Origin of the sequence: Flavipsychrobacter sp., assembly GCA_041392855.1 — a bacterium.
In the GTDB taxonomy this organism is placed as follows: Bacteria; Bacteroidota; Bacteroidia; order Chitinophagales; family Chitinophagaceae; genus UBA5543.
The window spans coordinates 434,819-451,007 of record JAWKLD010000001.1 but is presented as its reverse complement, the minus strand read 5'-3'; the positions used below and the strand labels follow the sequence as shown (position 1 = coordinate 451,007).

Here is a 16,189-nt window from a genome sequence, read left to right as displayed (position 1 = left end):
TTTTTATTTTGTGGATTAATCCTGATATTTTAATCTGTTAATGATTTTTTAACCTTATTTTTGTTAGACTAATTTAAATAAAAAGATATGTCTTTATTAACGATAGATCCAATGTTGTTGTTGTCTTTACCTAGTGGAGCTGAGTGGATTACTATTCTTATTGTAGTTATCGTGCTTTTTGGCGGTAAAAAAATTCCTGAGCTTGCAAAAGGTATCGGTAAAGGTATTCGCGAGTTCAATGACGCTAAGAAAGGTGTTAAAGACGAGATCGAAGCAGGTATGAAAGAAAAAGAGAATACTGCTTCTTAATTTTTTTCCTTAACCTAAATACGATACACTGATAGAAGTGATACTATTGATTACAATAGTGTGTAATGAAACTTGTGCCTATTAAACATATAATATTTACTACGATAGTGTTAGCAGGTATGCAAACCTACCTTGCTAAGGCTCAGGACAGAGCTATACCTAGTCTTGATGCCCATGAAATGTTGGTGACCCAAGCGGACACCTACATTATTAAAAAGGGAGTGAAACCTGCTGATAAGCCATTGGCAGAAGTAGAGCAGGCAAAGGCCTTCAAACCTGTGCCATTGGCTAGTAACAAAACTTATTTTGGCACTAAAAGTTTTACTGTCAATAAATTTGTTCGCAATTACCTTAAATCTCATAACAAGACCCTATCTGTTGTTCAAGAACGTAGCCTTGAGCATTTCCCTGTTATAGACCAAGTTTTAGATGAGTATAAAGTTCCTAGAGAATTAAAATACTTATCTGTTATCGAATCTGCATTGAACAATAATGCACGCTCCCCTGTAGGTGCGGTTGGTCCTTGGCAATTCATGGCTTCTACAGGCCGTTTAATGGGGCTTAGAGTAAATAGATATAAAGACGAGCGAAAAGACTGGCTAAAATCTACACATGCAGCGGCTAAGTACCTTACAATGCTATATGAGGACTTGGACGACTGGCTATTAGTAGTTGCGGCCTATAACAGCGGCCCTAGACCAGTAATAAGAGCAATTAATAAAACCGGTAGTACTAACTTTTGGGATATAAAACCCTACTTGCCTAGAGAAACTCAAAATCATGTGCTAAGGTTCGTAGCTACAGCTACCATATTTGAAGACCTAAGCGAACTTATCGGTTCTTCAGATATACCAGCTGTTATTAATTACGCCGCTATTAAAGCTGCTAAACAAGCTGCAATAGAAGCAGAAAAGAACAAACCTGTCTCTCCATATACTGATGAAGAACTTGCCAACATGGCTATAGTGCGTATTAATGCCCCTATTAGCTTCGACTTGATGGAAATGGAGTTAAATATTGACAATAAGCTATTACGCAAGTGGAATATAGGTTATGAAGACTTTGTTTATAGTGCCCAGGCAGATAAGCAATATCAGCTAAGAATACCTAAAGACAAGCTAAACAGCTTCTTAGAAAAGAAGGAATTCCTCACCAAACGCTCGATAAAAGTATTTAGTAGTCAAAATATGTAATTACATAAAAAATATTTTTTGTGTTAACTATGTTTTGATTACCTTTGCAGTCCTTTAAAAATATTTATTTAATACAATGGCAAATCATTCAGCTACTAAGAAACATGCACGTCAAGCTTTAGTACGTCGCGATCGTAATCGTTACTATGGTAAAACTACTCGTAACGCGATACGTACTCTTTTAGCTACTTCTGATAAGAAAGAAGCTACGGAGCAGTTACCTAAGGTTATCTCAATGATTGATAAGCTAGCTAAACGTAACATTATTCATAAGAATAAAGCTAGCAATATCAAGTCTAGCATAGTGAAGAAAGTATCAGCTTTAGCATAAGCCTTAAGCTTTTATATATTATTCAGTCCTGATTTACTTCATGTAAGTCAGGACTTTTTCATGCCTACCACCCTCCCCTTTTCTTAAAGAAATCTAAAAATACAAAATTCAATTTGTCCGTTACGAAAACATTCGTACTTTTGAATACGAAACACTTCGTAGAATATGAGAAAAGACAAATTGAAGCCGACTGAAAGTGAGCTGGAGATATTGAACGTAATATGGCAAAAAGGTGCAAGTACCGTAAGAGATGTGCATACTGAGCTAGAAAAACGTAAAGAATCCAAATACACCACCACCTTAAAACTGATGCAAATAATGCATGAGAAGGGGTTGCTGATACGCGATGCTAGTGCAAGAACACATATTTTTAGTGCTGCTATTCCCAAAGAAGAAACTCAGGGAGAACTATTAAAAACCATAATAGAGAATGTATATAATGGATCGGCATCCCAACTTGTAATGCAAGCATTGGGTAACCACAAGTCTTCCGCGGAAGAACTGGAAAAGATCAAGCAATACTTAGAGACAATAGAAAACAAGGATAAATAATATAATAACCTGAAACTATGAGTAACCTACTAGTAAACAACTCTGCAATGGTACATGCTATAGGCTGGACAATTTTGCACTCATTATGGCAAGGGCTAATGTTATTTTGCCTGCTAAAGATCGTATTACGTTTTATAACACACGACAGAGCAAAGCTTAGGTATAACATATCTTTGGCCGTATTAACAGCACAAGCAGTTTTAATAGTCAATACCTTTATCAACCAACTTCAAAATGCAAGCAACTCTTTAGCTCAGCAATTATCTACAATTGAACTAAGTGCTTCATCTGCACTTACACAAAATACGAATACAGCTACCTCAGACGGAGGTTTCCTATCCTCTGCAATGCTATGGATAGATAAGAACACAAACATCATTGTCATTGCGTATATACTTGGTATTGCATTTGTAACAGCAAGGCTTGTATTCAATCTCTTCGCATTAAGAAGTATAAAAAATAATAGCCAGTACAATAAGAATATACTTTGGAATAATATACTAAACCTACAGGCCAAGAGCTTAGGTATAAGCCGCAGTATAGACCTATTAGTATCCAAAAAAATTACCACACCAATGGTAATGGGTGTTTTCAGACCAGTTGTCATATTACCGTTAGCAACTATCAGCAATTTAACAACAGAACAGTTTGAAGCAATATTATTGCATGAACTGGCTCACATTAAAAGACATGACTATCTGATAAACATTCTGCAAACCATATTGGAGACCATACTTTTCTATAATCCTTTCGTGTGGCTAATATCTAAAACAATACGTATTGAAAGAGAACACAGCTGTGATGATATTGTAACCAGCAATGCTAATAACAAAGTACCTTATGCTAATGCACTAGCAACTCTTGCCATTCATGCTCAAAACACGCCTAAAACAGCGCTGGCTGCTACAGGTAATAAATATCAATTACTCAACCGTATTAAAAGAATAATAGAAATGAAAAAATCACCAATTACCAAAATACAAGTAACGGCTGTTATTGTATTGGTGTTATCACTAGTACTATCCATAACAATAGCCTCTCCTACTCTATCTGCTCAAACTAAAGAGGACAAAAAGAAGAAAGCAGATAAAAAAGAATCAAAAACTACTCAAATACGCACTATTTCACTAGCCTCTGAAAAGATCACTATTACTGATGATAAGGGCAATACTAAAACATACAGCAAACTAGAAGATGTACCTCAAGAGGACAGGGAAAAGCTGCAAAATACTTTTGGCAAAAACACAACAGTCTACTATGGTCCTAAAAAGAAAGTATTAGTAAAAACAAATGGTAGTTATGATATCAAAGTGCTAAATGACGATGATGACATTGATGTTGAAATAGATGAACTAGGAGAAGAGTTTGGCAAGAAAGTGAGTGTTGCTGTTTTGTCGGCGCTGAATGAAGTTGACTGGGAAGAACTAGGCTCAGGCTTACAAGAAGCTATGAAAGGCATAGGTGAAGCAATGGAAGGGACAGGTACGGCACTAAATGAAGTAGGCACTGCCTTAGACGAAATAAATTGGGACGAGATAAAGGAAGAAATAAACTCTTCTATCGAGGAAATGAGCCCCGAGGAAAAAGAAAAACTTAAACAAGAATTAGCTAAAGCCAAAGTAGAGCTTAAAATAGCAATGGCCAAAGCAAAAAAGGACATGCATGCTGCAAAAAAAGAAATAATAATAGAGCAGAAAATTGCAGACGAACAACATGCTAAAGCTATGGTAAAACACCGTATAGCAATGGCTAAACATAAAGAGGCATTAGCCAAACACGACGAAGCAGTAAAGAAACATCATATTGCAGTCGCAAAACATAAAATGCAAGTGGAAAAACATGGCGACTTTGACGATATGCTAAAGATGATGGACAAAGACGGCTTAATAGACAAAGACGGTAAGTATATCATAGAGAAGAAAGGAAAAAGGGATCTATATATAGATGGCATCAAACAATCAACAGAAGTTTATAATAAATATAAAAAGTACTTAACTGCTGATGAGCTACTCATCAAAGGCAAGAAAAATAGCTTAACTATCACGGTGAAGGATAATTAGCATAAGCATTTCTTTGTTAACCAGAGGCCTCTTGTTTTCTAACGAGAGGCTTTTTCTTTGTTAATAAGTGGCAAACCGTTAACAAACTTCCTGTTAACCAGTTCTAAACATAGCGTTAAGCAAACATGATTCTTTGGAGTGAGGCTTGTTCTTGTTGCATCTTTGTGTCAACAAAACAAACAACAACGTCTCGGGCGTTTCAAAACAAAAAATAACACACACAAAACAAAAACACACACAGTAAAAAACACAGTCATGCAAAACACGATCACTCTTCAACAACAAGCAACTTTACACATCGGAAAAGCTGTAGCTAAAAAAGATGCACTTAAAAAGAATGCACTCTTTGTTGCTATCATCACTTGCATTGTTTTAGCAGTTAACTTTTAAGTTTTTTACTATATGCCTGTATGCTACAGACACCTGTGTAGTAGAATATAGATAGCGGCAACATGGCATCATAACAAGTTCTCTCTTATCCTCTATATGTAACAATAAAGCCTCCAGTCTTGGAGGCTTTTGTTTTATATATCAATTTCTAAAATCGAAGGGCAATGATCAGAATGTTTTACATCAGGATATATTGCAGCTGCTTTCAATTTATCTCTTAAAGGTTCTGTAGCACTAATATAGTCAATACGCCACCCCTTATTCTCCAATCTTACGCTTGGGAAACGTTGACTCCACCAAGTATAATGATGTGGGTCTTCATTAAAATATCTAAATGTATCAATAAATCCGCTATCAAAGAATTTATCCATCCAGGCACGTTCTTCCGGTAAGAAACCACTATTCTTCTTATTCCCCTTGGGATTATGGATATCTATTTCTCTATGACAAATATTATAATCACCAACTACTATTATATTAGGCCTTTCCTTTCTTAGCTCTTGTAGATAATCATAAAACTCATCTAACCACTGATATTTGTAATCCTGTCTTTCTGTACCACTGGTACCACTTGGGAAATAGGCGTTTATTAAAGTCATATCCCCAAAATCGGCACGTATCACCCTACCTTCAAAATCACTTTGCTCCATACCATTGCCCTCTATTACATTATCGGGTTTTATCTTTGTAAATATAGCCACTCCACTATACCCTTTTTTATTAGCAGAGAACCAGTAGTTATGATAGCCTAGTGCTTCTATCGCTTCATGATCCACGTTTTCCTTCATAGCCTTCGTTTCTTGCAAACATATAATATCTGCCGGATCTTCAGCCATCCATTCCATAAAGCCCTTCTTTATTGCAGCTCTTATTCCATTTACATTGTAGGTTATAATACGCATGATCGTGTCTCTATTTTTTTGTTTCTAATTGATGTTGCAGATCCTTTGCCCAAGAAACAATAAGCTCCTTCTCACTATCTGCAAGTTTAGCATCAGCATGCATCCATGTATAATTGGTCAGTGGCATTTCTCCTTCCTCTACCTCTTCAGCTACTTCTTCCATTTTATGAGCGGCTTTCTTTATAGAATATGCACCGAATTCAGAGAAGTTAAAATGCTCTTTCCCTTCATCAATATGATGCTGTATCCACCACCCAATAGGTTGTATATTAGTATACCAAGGGTAGGAAGAATTATTACTATGACAATCATAGCAAGCCCTTTTTAGTATACTAAGCACATTGCCCGGCACATTATAATGCACCCTTATATCGTGTTCACTTGCAAGCTGAGCAGTGTTTTTCTCTGGTCTTATAAACTGGGCAACTAGTAACAATACCAGTAAGCCTAATAATATCTTTTTCAACATAGTCTTATCAATAAAGTACAAAGTAAAAAAAACGCTGCAACTAATTGGTAGTGCAGCGTTCTATTCTTATAATTTCAATATTACTTAACAGTTTCTTCCAGCCATTTAAAGAACTCTCTATGCCAAGTTATACCATTCTGTGCATGTAATACCCAGTGGTTCTCATTAGGGAAATAAAGCAGCTTACTTTTGATACCTTGTAACTGTGCCGCTTGAAAAGCCTCTAGTCCTTGCTCTATACCTACTCTAAAATCAAGTCCACCTTGTACGATCATTATTGGAGTGTTCCACTTATCTACAAAATTTATTGGGTTAAAACGCTTGTAGCTTTCAGCTTGCGGCTTATCCCAATAAGCACCACCTATGTCCCAATTAGCAAACCATAGTTCTTCTGTAGTACCATACCAACTTTTCAGATCAAACAAACCATCATGAGCTATAAATGATTTAAAACGATTCTCGTGCATACCAGCTAACATGAATACACTATAACCACCATAGCTGGCTCCGATACAACCTAATCGCTCATTGTCCACATAACTTTCTTTAGCCACTTCATCTATTGCCAAAAGGTAATCTCTCATAGGCTGTCCACCCCAATCTTTACTAATAGCTTCATTCCAATTAACACCCCAACCCGGCATACCATGACGGTTTGGTGCCACTACAATATATCCTTGTGCAGCCATCAATTGAAAATTCCAACGGAAGCTATAGAACTGAGACAATGCAGACTGTGGACCTCCTTGACAATACAGAAGTGTTGGATATTTCTTCTTAGGGTCAAAATCAGGAGGATAAATAACCCATGTACCCATTTCACCACCATCACTGGTACGCATCATACGCAACTCAGTATTGCTCATTTTTAGATTATTATAGATATCATCATTCTCATGAGTCAATTGCTCCATTTTACCATTAGATAACGTAACAGCATATAGCTCACTAGCATGATTCATATCTCTTCTAGACACAATAAGCTGCTTGCCTGTCTGCCCTACTATTCCACCAACATCAAACTTACCTTCTGTTATTTTACTAACCATAGGTAAGCTTTCTGTCATCAAATTAGCAGGCACAGCTATTTTGAACAATTGTACCGTACCTCTGTGTGCTGCAGTAAAATATATTTCCTTGCCGTTATTGCTCCATGCAAAGCCATTTACCGTTCCATCCCATGAGCTGGTCAAGTTTCTTTTGAAAGACTGTTGGCTTTCAATATCCATCACTATTATATCATTCTTATCAGCCTCATAGCCGTCACGTTTCATACTTGTCCATGCAATACGCTTACCATCAGGACTGAAAGAAGGACTCATATCAAAACCCATCATATTAGCCGACCAGTTCACCGTATTTTTTGTAGCAAGATCATAGTAGAAAATATCGGTATTGGTACTTATGGCATATGCTTTACCAAATTTCTTTTTGGTAACATACACTACGCCTTTACCATCAGGAGCCCACATAAGATCTTCTGCACCACCAAAGGGTTTTTGAGGACAATCAAACGGCTGATCTTGCATGATATCGGTTTCACTACCATCTATCATATTGGCTACAAAAACATGAGAGAATTTTCCATCTTCCCAAGTATCCCAGTGTCTATAGTTTAGGTCTGTATATACCTGAGCTGTAGATTTTGGCAAGTCTGGATATATATCTGTACCCATCATTTTTTTCACCAATACCTCCTTAGAGTAAATGACCTTTGTACCATCAGGTGACACTTGTACATTCTCAGCACCGTCATTCAACTGATATAGTTCTTTCCAGTCAGCACCTTTATCCTCGCTTCTAAAGAGCTTATTACCATCAACACCATACCAAACCTTACCAGCTCTTTGAATAACAGATATATCGCCACTATTTAACAACGTAGCTTGTCCTGACGCTATGTTTAATGCATATTTTTCAGACTTTGAAGTTTCTGTTTTCCAGTCGTACTTTCTTGAAGAGAAAAATAATGTTTTACCATCGTCACTGATACCCTCAGCGCCCACACGTTTAAGGCTCCAAAGCAATTCTGGTGTCATATGGTCTTGTGCTAATAAGCTACCTGATGTTAGTAGCATTATTGGCAATAAAAGATGCTTCATATTAAAAAGATTATTTTATAAAAATATATTTATTTACGAATAGTCGTATCCCTCATAGGGGGTGATTGTTCTACAGGCTTTATTGGCAAAAAAGGATCAAAGTCCTCCGTGTTTTCCCAACCGGCCTTCAAAGGTATTTCTGCTTTATGGGGCAATACTATTTCAGGCTGTAACCTATCAAGCAAGCTACCTGTATCCCACTCTCCATTCTCATTCTCATCTATGATTAAAAACACCCTGTATGTTCCAGGATTTAAGCGTTTTATTTTCACTACGGTGTCAATAATCGGCTTTTTATACAAAGTGTCATCACCTTTGTTTAATTGTAGCAAATACTTCGCCCCCTTATATTTTGAAGGCATGTTGATGTTCAGCTTTGCATAATCATCATCATTCTTAGTTCTAAAACTATGCTTGGATGGCATAGCTTCCTGAAGCGTAGAGTCTTTAGCAAATCCCTTCTGTAACCTTAAAGTATATAGAGTATTCTCTTTCCATGTCGTGTACACATTAAGCCTTGTGCTGTCAGTGCTATCAATACGAACATTTGTCAATGCCTCCACTTCTATCCCTAAGCTATCACAGCTTAGGAATACTTTACTATCGTCATAACTGTTGATTTGTGTACTGACAGTTATTAATATAGGCTCATTAACATCATGTGTTCTTCTTTCCTTATCCGAAGTGTCTACTACTACTTTGTAGCTTATAATTTGGTTATCTTTTTTCTCTCTACCACGCTTACCCGTACTAGTAGCCTTATCCTTTTCTTTTGTAGCCTTTAAGGTATCAATAGGCTTTTCTTTAAATATATATAATATGGTAGGAGTAGCAACAGAATCCTTAGGCATCAGGCTAGTATTCAAAAATGCAATTTCCTCATCATCACCATCAAATATCATGTTATCATTGGCATCCTTCAATGCGTAGATAAACATTTCTTTTTCTGGCATACCAGGCAATAAAAACTTGCCCCCTCCAGATGTCTTTGTTACGTATAAAGGCTTCTTTTTTACTACCGCAGAGTCACCATCTTTTGCCAAGTAAACCATTACATTCACACCATCAGCAGGTGTACCTGTATTGGCATTAATAACCTTACCACTAAGCATTAAAGAATCGAAGTAATTACCTGTGCTAAAAATGTAACTGGAACCTTTATAAGCATTTCCTTCATGCAGATCTCTAATGGCTGTTCCAAAGTCTATCCTGTAGGTGGTATTTTCATTTAGTAAAGAGTCTGGTATCAACACTTTTACTTTCTTCCCAGAAAGCCTCACATCTAAGGGGAAAGGCAATACAGGTGATACTCTTACTTCCGATGTCGCATCTTTTAATTCTAAGAATTCATCAAAACGCATTTCTATCTCTGTAACTCTTGTGTTTATTAAAGAGTCTTTAGGGGTAATAGACAGTAATTTAGGTGGCGTTACGTCCTTATCACCCCCTTCTGGAGGTACTATATTGGCACAGCTATAGAATATAGCAACTAGTAAGAATATAAATAAAACTCGAACCGTCTGTTCTTTCATTTGCTGCCAAAAATAACACTAAAGATGTTTATTCTCTACTGTTTTGGTATTTGTGTCTACATCTGAGCTTTTTTAACAGTTTTTAGGCTAATAAATAGCGTATATATGCCAATACCATATATCTACAAACCGTATAGTCATTTGTGCCTAACTTTGCTATTCAGAATAACACTTTAATTAAACACATTAGATATGCTAACCATTATGTTGTCATTTTTAAGCTTTTTATTTCCTGCTCCAGCACCCTCCGAAAATATACCAGCTAGTATTTACGATTTTAAAGTAGAAGCACTAGATGGTGGCACTATTAACTTTGCCGACTACAAGGGCAAAAAAATACTAATTGTCAATACGGCTTCTAAATGTGGATTCACACCACAATATGAAGACTTAGAGCAGCTTTATACTAAATATAAAGACCAACTAGTTATTATTGGTTTCCCTGCCAATAACTTTGGTAAGCAAGAACCTGGTTCAAATGAAGAAATAGCTTCTTTCTGTAAGAAGAACTACGGCGTATCTTTTCCTATGGCTGCCAAAATATCTGTCAAAGGGAAAGACATGGCACCTATATATCATTGGTTAACCAATAAAGACTACAATAAGGTTAAGAACAGTTCTGTTAAATGGAATTTCCAAAAATACCTTATTGATGAGAATGGACAACTAATAGATGTATATGGCTCTACAGTAAAACCAATGAGCGATAAAATAATATCTGCTATAAAGAAATAAACCTCTTGTTAATGAGGGCAATCTAATGCCGAGGCTTTACGAAGTCTTGGCATTTTTATTTTAGGCACTTGCAATCGAGGCATCTCAACAGCCACTTCTTCTTCTGGCTCTTCCTTTTCAATCAGTTTAGGTTGTTCTTTCTTTGTCTTTGATCTTTTGGGGAGTTTTATTTTAGACCAAAAAGGAGGTTTCTTTTCTTTAAACATCTTTTTGTAGCACTTTGTGTTGTGCTTAACTATATGCTTACTAGCTCTATTACAACTATTAGTTTGCGCTAAGGAGTTGGTTGGCGTGGTGATACACAACATTAGTATGATCACTATTATCATTCGCATCATAATCTTCAGTTTTAGTGACTCTATTATTATAGACCACTTTTCGCGCCAAAACGTAAGTATAAAAACAAAAAAGCCTGCTAATAGCAGGCTTTTTACTTATCTATTACAATAGTATAATACTTTATCTTCTTCTTAGCTTCCAATTATTAGCTGCTGCACTTACAGTTTTAGGCTTAGCAACTGATTTTTTGCTGTTGTCCCAAACATAAGCAGCTAATAATGCAGCTGCTTCTTCAGCCTCTTTATTCTCGGGAGTTAGATACTCTGGTTTGTAATGCTTTTCAATAAACTTTGTATCAAAATTACCTGTACGGAACTGTTCTGTTTGCACAGCCCATTTACCAAAGCCAAGTGTAGTGGTTATCCCTTTAATATGATACTCATCAACTGCTCTACAAAGGCGAGCGATTGCAGCATCTCGGTTATCTGCATGCACCACCAACTTCGCTATCATAGGATCGTAGAATATTGGAATGTCTTGCCCTTGCTCATAACCATCGTCCACCCTTACTCCTGGCCCTTTAGGCACTTGATACATTTCAAGTTTTCCGGTATCCGGCAAGAAATCATTTGCAGGATCTTCAGCACAAACCCTCAACTCTAAAGAATGTCCGTTTATCTTTAGATCGTCTTGGCCAAAAGATAGCTTTTCACCTCTAGCAACGTTGATCTGCTCTTTTACCAGGTCAATGCCTGTGATCATTTCTGTTACGCAATGCTCTACTTGTAAACGAGTATTCATTTCTAAGAAATAGAAATTCAAATCTTCATCTACTAAAAACTCAACAGTACCCGCCCCATAATAATTACAAGAACGAGCCACATTAACAGCACTCTCCCCCATTGCTTTGCGTATATCAGGAGACAGGCAACTAGATGGTGCCTCTTCTATTAGCTTTTGGTGGCGACGCTGAATAGAACACTCTCTTTCGAAGAGATAAACATAGTTTCCATGTTGATCTCCAAGCAACTGTATCTCTATATGACGAGGAGCACCTACATACTTCTCTATAAAAACATCATCATCGTTAAATGCATTTTTAGCCTCATTTTTAGCCATTTGCATTTGCTGTTCTAGCTCATCCTCACTATTAACCACACGCATACCTTTACCACCACCGCCAGCTGACGCTTTTATCAAAATAGGGTACCCTACCTTCGCTGCAATTTCTTTTGCCTCTGCCACGTCTTTTAACGGATCTTCCGTACCAGGCACCATAGGCACATTAAACTTCTTAGCTGCTTGCTTAGCTGCTATCTTGCTTCCCATTGTTTCTATAGAGTGAGCCGACGGACCAATAAATATCAACCCAGCATCAGAAACTGCCTTTGAGAACTCGGCATTCTCACTTAAAAAACCATACCCAGGATGTATGGCATCTGCTCCGGTAGCTTTAGCTACTTCTATTATTTTATCTGCTCTTAGATAAGATTGTGCTGAAGGTGCAGGTCCTATGCAAACAGCTTCGTCTGCATAGCGTACAAAGGGCATATTTCTATCAGCTTCAGAATAAACTGCTACTGTTTTTATACCCATTTCTGATGCAGTGCGCATAACACGCATTGCTATCTCGCCACGATTGGCAACCAGTATTTTTTGCATAGTGCGAATATACAGTGGAATAATCTAATACGCCAAACCTAAGACTTTCTCTTAGCGCCTTTGCCGTATTTTACAAATATATTAAGGTATAATACACGAGATATTCTCATGATCCAAGGCTGTAGCAACGTTACAATGGCTATACTAGACCCTAAATAGTAAAAGATGCTATTATCCTTATAAGAGATGCCAAATATTAAAGAATACCATACAAAGTTGAACAAAAACAAGCCTACAGTAAGCGCATAGCTAACATAGCCTGTACCATAATAAAACCCAACTTCTAATTCAAACTCCTGACCGCAGACATTACATCGCTCCGGCATTTTCAGCAGCTTGCTAAGGGGAAAAATACTTTTATTGGAAAACATATGCCCTTTACGACAATTGGGGCATTTCATTTGTAACATACTGGGCACTAACCCTGGGACTTTTGACATAACTGTCTAGTTTTCGCAAAGATACGTCTATGTACTTACAACTTGTGTAACAAATGTATCAATAATGACTATACTGTTTACAGTAGCCTTTTAACTATCATTATTCTCATTAAAATAACTCCATACTATTCTTGCCTTAGATTGTCCTATAACTCTTGTCAGCTCTCTTTGTGTTAGTGTTTTGATATTCTTTACTGACCTAAACTCCTTTAAAAGTTCAGTTGCAGTCTTCTCTCCTATCCCTTCAATAGCTTCCAGTTCATTTTTAAAGGTCCCTTTGCTTCTTATCTTTCTATGAAAGGTAATACCGAACCTATGCACCTCATCTCTAATATACCTTACTAGCAAATGTGCTTTGCTGTCAAAAGGCAGTTGTAAGGGTTCACTATCTCCCGGAAAGAATATAGACTCTTCTCTTTTAGCTAAACCTACTATAGTCATTCTACCTGTTAGCCCTAATTTTTCTATACTCTCCAATGCAGCACCTAACTGCCCCTTACCTCCATCTATAATAACTAATTGTGGTAATGGCAATGACTCATCCAATAGTTTTTTATATCTACGATACACCACTTCAGACATAGAAGCAAAGTCATTGATACCCTTCACTGTCTTAATATGATAATGCCTATATTCTTTATTAGAAGGCGCTCCATCCCTAAAACATACCATAGCTGATACAGGGTACGCTCCTTGGAAGTTAGAGTTATCGAAACATTCAATATGTGTAGGCAGGTCTGGAAGTTGCAGCGAATCTTGCAATTCTTCTATAGCCTCCATTTTATTGATCATTTCCTTATTCGTAAGTACTAAAGACTTGCGTCTTCTTTCTTCACTTCTATATATCTCTACATTCTTTTGGCTGAGCTCAAGTAATTTCTTTTTATCTCCTGCTTTAGGTACAGTCACCTTTACATTATCGTCAGATACAGCTATGGATATTGGGCTAACTATTTCTTTTGCTACACTCTTATAACGCTCACGTAATCTATCTACAATTAGGGCCAAAACATCCTGATCTTCTTCTTCTATTTTCGTTTCTACCTTCACAGTATAGGTCTGTACAATACTACCATTATCCACCATCATAAAATTGACAAAGGCCTCTTTCTCATCAGATACTATACTAACAACATCAAGTGTACCCAACCTCTGATTAACTACTGTAGACTTACTCTGATATTTCTTTAGCGCATCTATCTTTTGCTTTAAAACAGCTGCCTTTTCATATTGCATGTTTTCAGCCAGCTCATTCATTTCCTTCTTCAAAGCAGTTGTCACTTCTCCTACGTTACCTTTTAGAATATGCCTTACATGTTGCAAGTTTTCACTATAAGCTTCTTCTGTCTGTAAACCTTCGCATGGTCCTTTACAGTTGCCCAAATGATACTCAAGACAAACCTTGAACTTCCCGCCCTTTATGTTTTTGGGAGTAAGCTTGAGGTTACAGGTCCTAAGAGGTATATTGTTTTTTATTAAAGCCAAGAGATCCCTTACATGTGCTACTCCTGTAAACGGCCCTAAATATTCCGAACCATCCTTTATCACTCTACGAGTGAGGAACACTCTGGGATATGGCTCTTTTTTTATTACTATATAAGGATAACTTTTATCATCCTTAAGGTCTATATTGAACTTAGGTTGATAGTGTTTTATTAAAGAGTTCTCTAGTAAAAAAGCATCGTGCTCAGTATTAGTAACGGTATACTCAATACGAGCTATAGTATTTACGAGTTTATGGGTCTTATAATTATCTAAGGTTTTGTTGAAATAAGAGCTAACCCTTTTACGAAGGTTTTTGGCTTTACCCACATAAAGCAACTCTTCCTCACTACTAAAATATCTGTAACATCCTGGCTGTGTAGGTATGGTTGGCGCTATATTACTAAACTCTTCCTTTGTCATCTACACTATATTTATCACAAAAAGATATAATCAATTTTCACTTCTTTTTGTGGCCCTACTTTTGAATTTTCAAGCTCGTATATACTTATTCTCTTTGTGGGCTGATAGGTTAACTTCTGTTGTATTACATTGAGTCTTGTTTGCTTTTCAGTTTCAATGTATATAGACTTTACAACTTTAGTAAGATCATCTGCCGATATTTGGAGTCTTCGGGTATATAGATCGGGAGACTTTGCCTCATAAAAATAGTTTACAGACATGGTAGGATAGTCGCCAAAATTAGAGAACTCGTATTGGCCTAAATACTTTGCATCGCTGATATCTGTTTCAATAAAGATATCCATTAGCTTACCCAATTCAATATCAAAAGCATTTGTATAAACAGTATCTACCTTGTCGTTCATACTAACCACTTTTATGATACCAAATGGCTGTCCTCTATAAGTATTCCATTGGTCTTTTATATAGTCTTTAATGGAAAAGTAACCTGCACTCTTCTTATTGTTCTTCGGCTGTTTTTGCTGCACATCTATACAAGCAGAAAAAATAAACAGGGGAATAAATAGCAGGTATTTAGACTTATTCATAACTGTAAAAATAAGCCTTCTTTAGCTTTAGGGAAAACTTATTAATTCAATTGAGGATCCGTTGGCATATTAGCAAGGTACGCGTACTCCTTACCTAAGGAAAGTATGGCTTTTCGCCACATTTCATTGGGGTCTGTTTCAAAAATAATATCATCATTTATATCAGAGATCAACCAAGAGCCTTCTTTCAGTTCATCTTCTAGTTGCCCTGGCGACCATCCTGCATACCCCACAAGTAGTTTTACAAGGTTATTTTTAAGGGTAGTATCTGTTATTAAAGATTGTAACACTTCATAAGAGCCACCCCAATAAACACCATTGGCTACTTCACTACCCCCTAGCTCTTTGGGCAAACCATGCAGCATATGCAAAGTATCCAACTGTACGGGACCTCCTTTATTAATAATAGTAGTTGGCGCATATAGTTCGGGCAGCAGATCCCCTATAGTCATCTCTGTGGGTTTATTAAGAATAAACCCTAAGGCACCTTCCGAACCGTGCTCGCATAACAAAACAACAGACCTTGCAAAACTAGAATCCTTTAAAAAGGGCTCTGCAATAAGTATCCTACCTGCTTTCAGCAGTTTTTTATCGGATAACTTATGTAGGTCTAGGAATTTCATTTATAAAACAAAATAATAATTCGTTTGCCCAAAAGCAAATAAATATGATAAACTATCTATAAGTATAAACTATTGGTTATCCTTATTCATTCTTTTTTTACCTGTTGTAATAAAATCC

The 16,189-nt window shown here is 36.8% G+C and carries 17 protein-coding genes; 7 read left to right on the top strand and 10 right to left on the bottom strand.

Features of this window, described 5'->3' with window-relative positions; all coding sequences use genetic code 11:
- Positions 1-87: 87 nt before the first annotated feature.
- From R2800_02230 to R2800_02205, 6 genes are all read left to right on the top strand, one after another.
- Positions 88-309, top strand: a complete 222-nt coding sequence (locus R2800_02230; GenBank protein MEZ5015840.1) for a twin-arginine translocase TatA/TatE family subunit — start codon at positions 88-90, stop codon at positions 307-309.
- Between the two features lie 65 nt (positions 310-374).
- Positions 375-1,502, top strand: a complete 1,128-nt coding sequence (locus R2800_02225) for a lytic transglycosylase domain-containing protein (protein ID MEZ5015839.1) — start codon at positions 375-377, stop codon at positions 1,500-1,502.
- 76 nt (positions 1,503-1,578) lie between these two features.
- Positions 1,579-1,833: a 30S ribosomal protein S20 gene (gene rpsT, locus R2800_02220; protein MEZ5015838.1), complete on the top strand. Its 255-nt coding sequence runs from the start codon at positions 1,579-1,581 to the stop codon at positions 1,831-1,833.
- 165 nt (positions 1,834-1,998) lie between these two features.
- Positions 1,999-2,385: a BlaI/MecI/CopY family transcriptional regulator gene (locus R2800_02215; GenBank protein MEZ5015837.1), complete on the top strand. Its 387-nt coding sequence runs from the start codon at positions 1,999-2,001 to the stop codon at positions 2,383-2,385.
- A gap of 17 nt (positions 2,386-2,402) precedes the next feature.
- Positions 2,403-4,445, top strand: coding sequence for a M56 family metallopeptidase (locus R2800_02210; GenBank protein ID MEZ5015836.1), 2,043 nt, complete (start codon positions 2,403-2,405; stop codon positions 4,443-4,445).
- Between the two features lie 255 nt (positions 4,446-4,700).
- Positions 4,701-4,835 (top strand): hypothetical protein, encoded by a 135-nt coding sequence (locus R2800_02205; protein MEZ5015835.1) that lies wholly within the window; start codon positions 4,701-4,703, stop codon positions 4,833-4,835.
- A gap of 134 nt (positions 4,836-4,969) precedes the next feature.
- Here the strand turns inward: R2800_02205 and R2800_02200 are convergent, their stop codons facing one another.
- From R2800_02200 to R2800_02185, 4 genes are all read right to left on the bottom strand, one after another.
- Positions 4,970-5,737 (bottom strand): exodeoxyribonuclease III, encoded by a 768-nt coding sequence (locus R2800_02200; protein ID MEZ5015834.1) that lies wholly within the window; start codon positions 5,735-5,737, stop codon positions 4,970-4,972.
- Positions 5,738-5,747: 10 nt separating this feature from the next.
- Positions 5,748-6,206, bottom strand: coding sequence for a heme-binding domain-containing protein (locus R2800_02195; protein MEZ5015833.1), 459 nt, complete (start codon positions 6,204-6,206; stop codon positions 5,748-5,750).
- Between the two features lie 80 nt (positions 6,207-6,286).
- Positions 6,287-8,308, bottom strand: coding sequence for a S9 family peptidase (locus R2800_02190; protein MEZ5015832.1), 2,022 nt, complete (start codon positions 8,306-8,308; stop codon positions 6,287-6,289).
- 29 nt (positions 8,309-8,337) lie between these two features.
- On the bottom strand, positions 8,338-9,840 hold the full coding sequence (locus tag R2800_02185) for an Ig-like domain-containing protein (protein MEZ5015831.1): 1,503 nt from the start codon (positions 9,838-9,840) through the stop codon (positions 8,338-8,340).
- Between the two features lie 192 nt (positions 9,841-10,032).
- Here R2800_02185 and R2800_02180 point away from each other — a divergent pair, with 192 nt between their 5' ends.
- Positions 10,033-10,575 (top strand): glutathione peroxidase, encoded by a 543-nt coding sequence (locus tag R2800_02180; protein ID MEZ5015830.1) that lies wholly within the window; start codon positions 10,033-10,035, stop codon positions 10,573-10,575.
- A gap of 8 nt (positions 10,576-10,583) precedes the next feature.
- On the opposite strand, the gene R2800_02175 is transcribed toward R2800_02180, so the two are convergent.
- The 6 genes from R2800_02175 to R2800_02150 all read right to left on the bottom strand — a co-directional run bounded on the left by R2800_02175 (position 10,584) and on the right by R2800_02150 (position 16,071).
- Entirely contained in the window at positions 10,584-10,913 is a 330-nt protein-coding gene (locus R2800_02175; protein ID MEZ5015829.1) for a hypothetical protein, read from the bottom strand.
- A gap of 121 nt (positions 10,914-11,034) precedes the next feature.
- Entirely contained in the window at positions 11,035-12,516 is a 1,482-nt protein-coding gene (accC, locus tag R2800_02170; GenBank protein MEZ5015828.1) for an acetyl-CoA carboxylase biotin carboxylase subunit, read from the bottom strand.
- A 38-nt stretch (positions 12,517-12,554) separates the two neighbouring features.
- Positions 12,555-12,956, bottom strand: coding sequence for a DUF983 domain-containing protein (locus R2800_02165; GenBank protein MEZ5015827.1), 402 nt, complete (start codon positions 12,954-12,956; stop codon positions 12,555-12,557).
- Between the two features lie 90 nt (positions 12,957-13,046).
- The gene (gene uvrC, locus R2800_02160; GenBank protein MEZ5015826.1) at positions 13,047-14,861 is read right to left on the bottom strand and encodes an excinuclease ABC subunit UvrC; all 1,815 of its coding nucleotides are present in this window, start codon (positions 14,859-14,861) and stop codon (positions 13,047-13,049) included.
- Between the two features lie 14 nt (positions 14,862-14,875).
- Entirely contained in the window at positions 14,876-15,448 is a 573-nt protein-coding gene (locus R2800_02155; GenBank protein MEZ5015825.1) for a hypothetical protein, read from the bottom strand.
- Between the two features lie 41 nt (positions 15,449-15,489).
- A complete protein-coding gene (locus R2800_02150; GenBank protein MEZ5015824.1) occupies positions 15,490-16,071 on the bottom strand; it encodes a YqgE/AlgH family protein in 582 nt (193 codons plus the stop codon).
- Positions 16,072-16,189 lie beyond the last annotated feature (118 nt).

Coding starts and splice junctions, on each gene's coding strand:
- accC (MEZ5015828.1), bottom strand. CDS start 12,516: ATGCAAAAAATACTGGTTGCCAATCGTGGCGAGATAGCAATGCGTGTT.
- R2800_02190 (MEZ5015832.1), bottom strand. CDS start 8,308: ATGAAGCATCTTTTATTGCCAATAATGCTACTAACATCAGGTAGCTTA.
- R2800_02165 (MEZ5015827.1), bottom strand. CDS start 12,956: ATGTCAAAAGTCCCAGGGTTAGTGCCCAGTATGTTACAAATGAAATGC.
- rpsT (MEZ5015838.1), top strand. CDS start 1,579: ATGGCAAATCATTCAGCTACTAAGAAACATGCACGTCAAGCTTTAGTA.
- R2800_02175 (MEZ5015829.1), bottom strand. CDS start 10,913: ATGATGCGAATGATAATAGTGATCATACTAATGTTGTGTATCACCACG.
- R2800_02200 (MEZ5015834.1), bottom strand. CDS start 5,737: ATGCGTATTATAACCTACAATGTAAATGGAATAAGAGCTGCAATAAAG.
- R2800_02210 (MEZ5015836.1), top strand. CDS start 2,403: ATGAGTAACCTACTAGTAAACAACTCTGCAATGGTACATGCTATAGGC.
- R2800_02195 (MEZ5015833.1), bottom strand. CDS start 6,206: ATGTTGAAAAAGATATTATTAGGCTTACTGGTATTGTTACTAGTTGCC.
- uvrC (MEZ5015826.1), bottom strand. CDS start 14,861: ATGACAAAGGAAGAGTTTAGTAATATAGCGCCAACCATACCTACACAG.
- R2800_02225 (MEZ5015839.1), top strand. CDS start 375: ATGAAACTTGTGCCTATTAAACATATAATATTTACTACGATAGTGTTA.
- R2800_02180 (MEZ5015830.1), top strand. CDS start 10,033: ATGCTAACCATTATGTTGTCATTTTTAAGCTTTTTATTTCCTGCTCCA.
- R2800_02150 (MEZ5015824.1), bottom strand. CDS start 16,071: ATGAAATTCCTAGACCTACATAAGTTATCCGATAAAAAACTGCTGAAA.
- R2800_02185 (MEZ5015831.1), bottom strand. CDS start 9,840: ATGAAAGAACAGACGGTTCGAGTTTTATTTATATTCTTACTAGTTGCT.
- R2800_02215 (MEZ5015837.1), top strand. CDS start 1,999: ATGAGAAAAGACAAATTGAAGCCGACTGAAAGTGAGCTGGAGATATTG.
- R2800_02230 (MEZ5015840.1), top strand. CDS start 88: ATGTCTTTATTAACGATAGATCCAATGTTGTTGTTGTCTTTACCTAGT.
- R2800_02155 (MEZ5015825.1), bottom strand. CDS start 15,448: ATGAATAAGTCTAAATACCTGCTATTTATTCCCCTGTTTATTTTTTCT.
- R2800_02205 (MEZ5015835.1), top strand. CDS start 4,701: ATGCAAAACACGATCACTCTTCAACAACAAGCAACTTTACACATCGGA.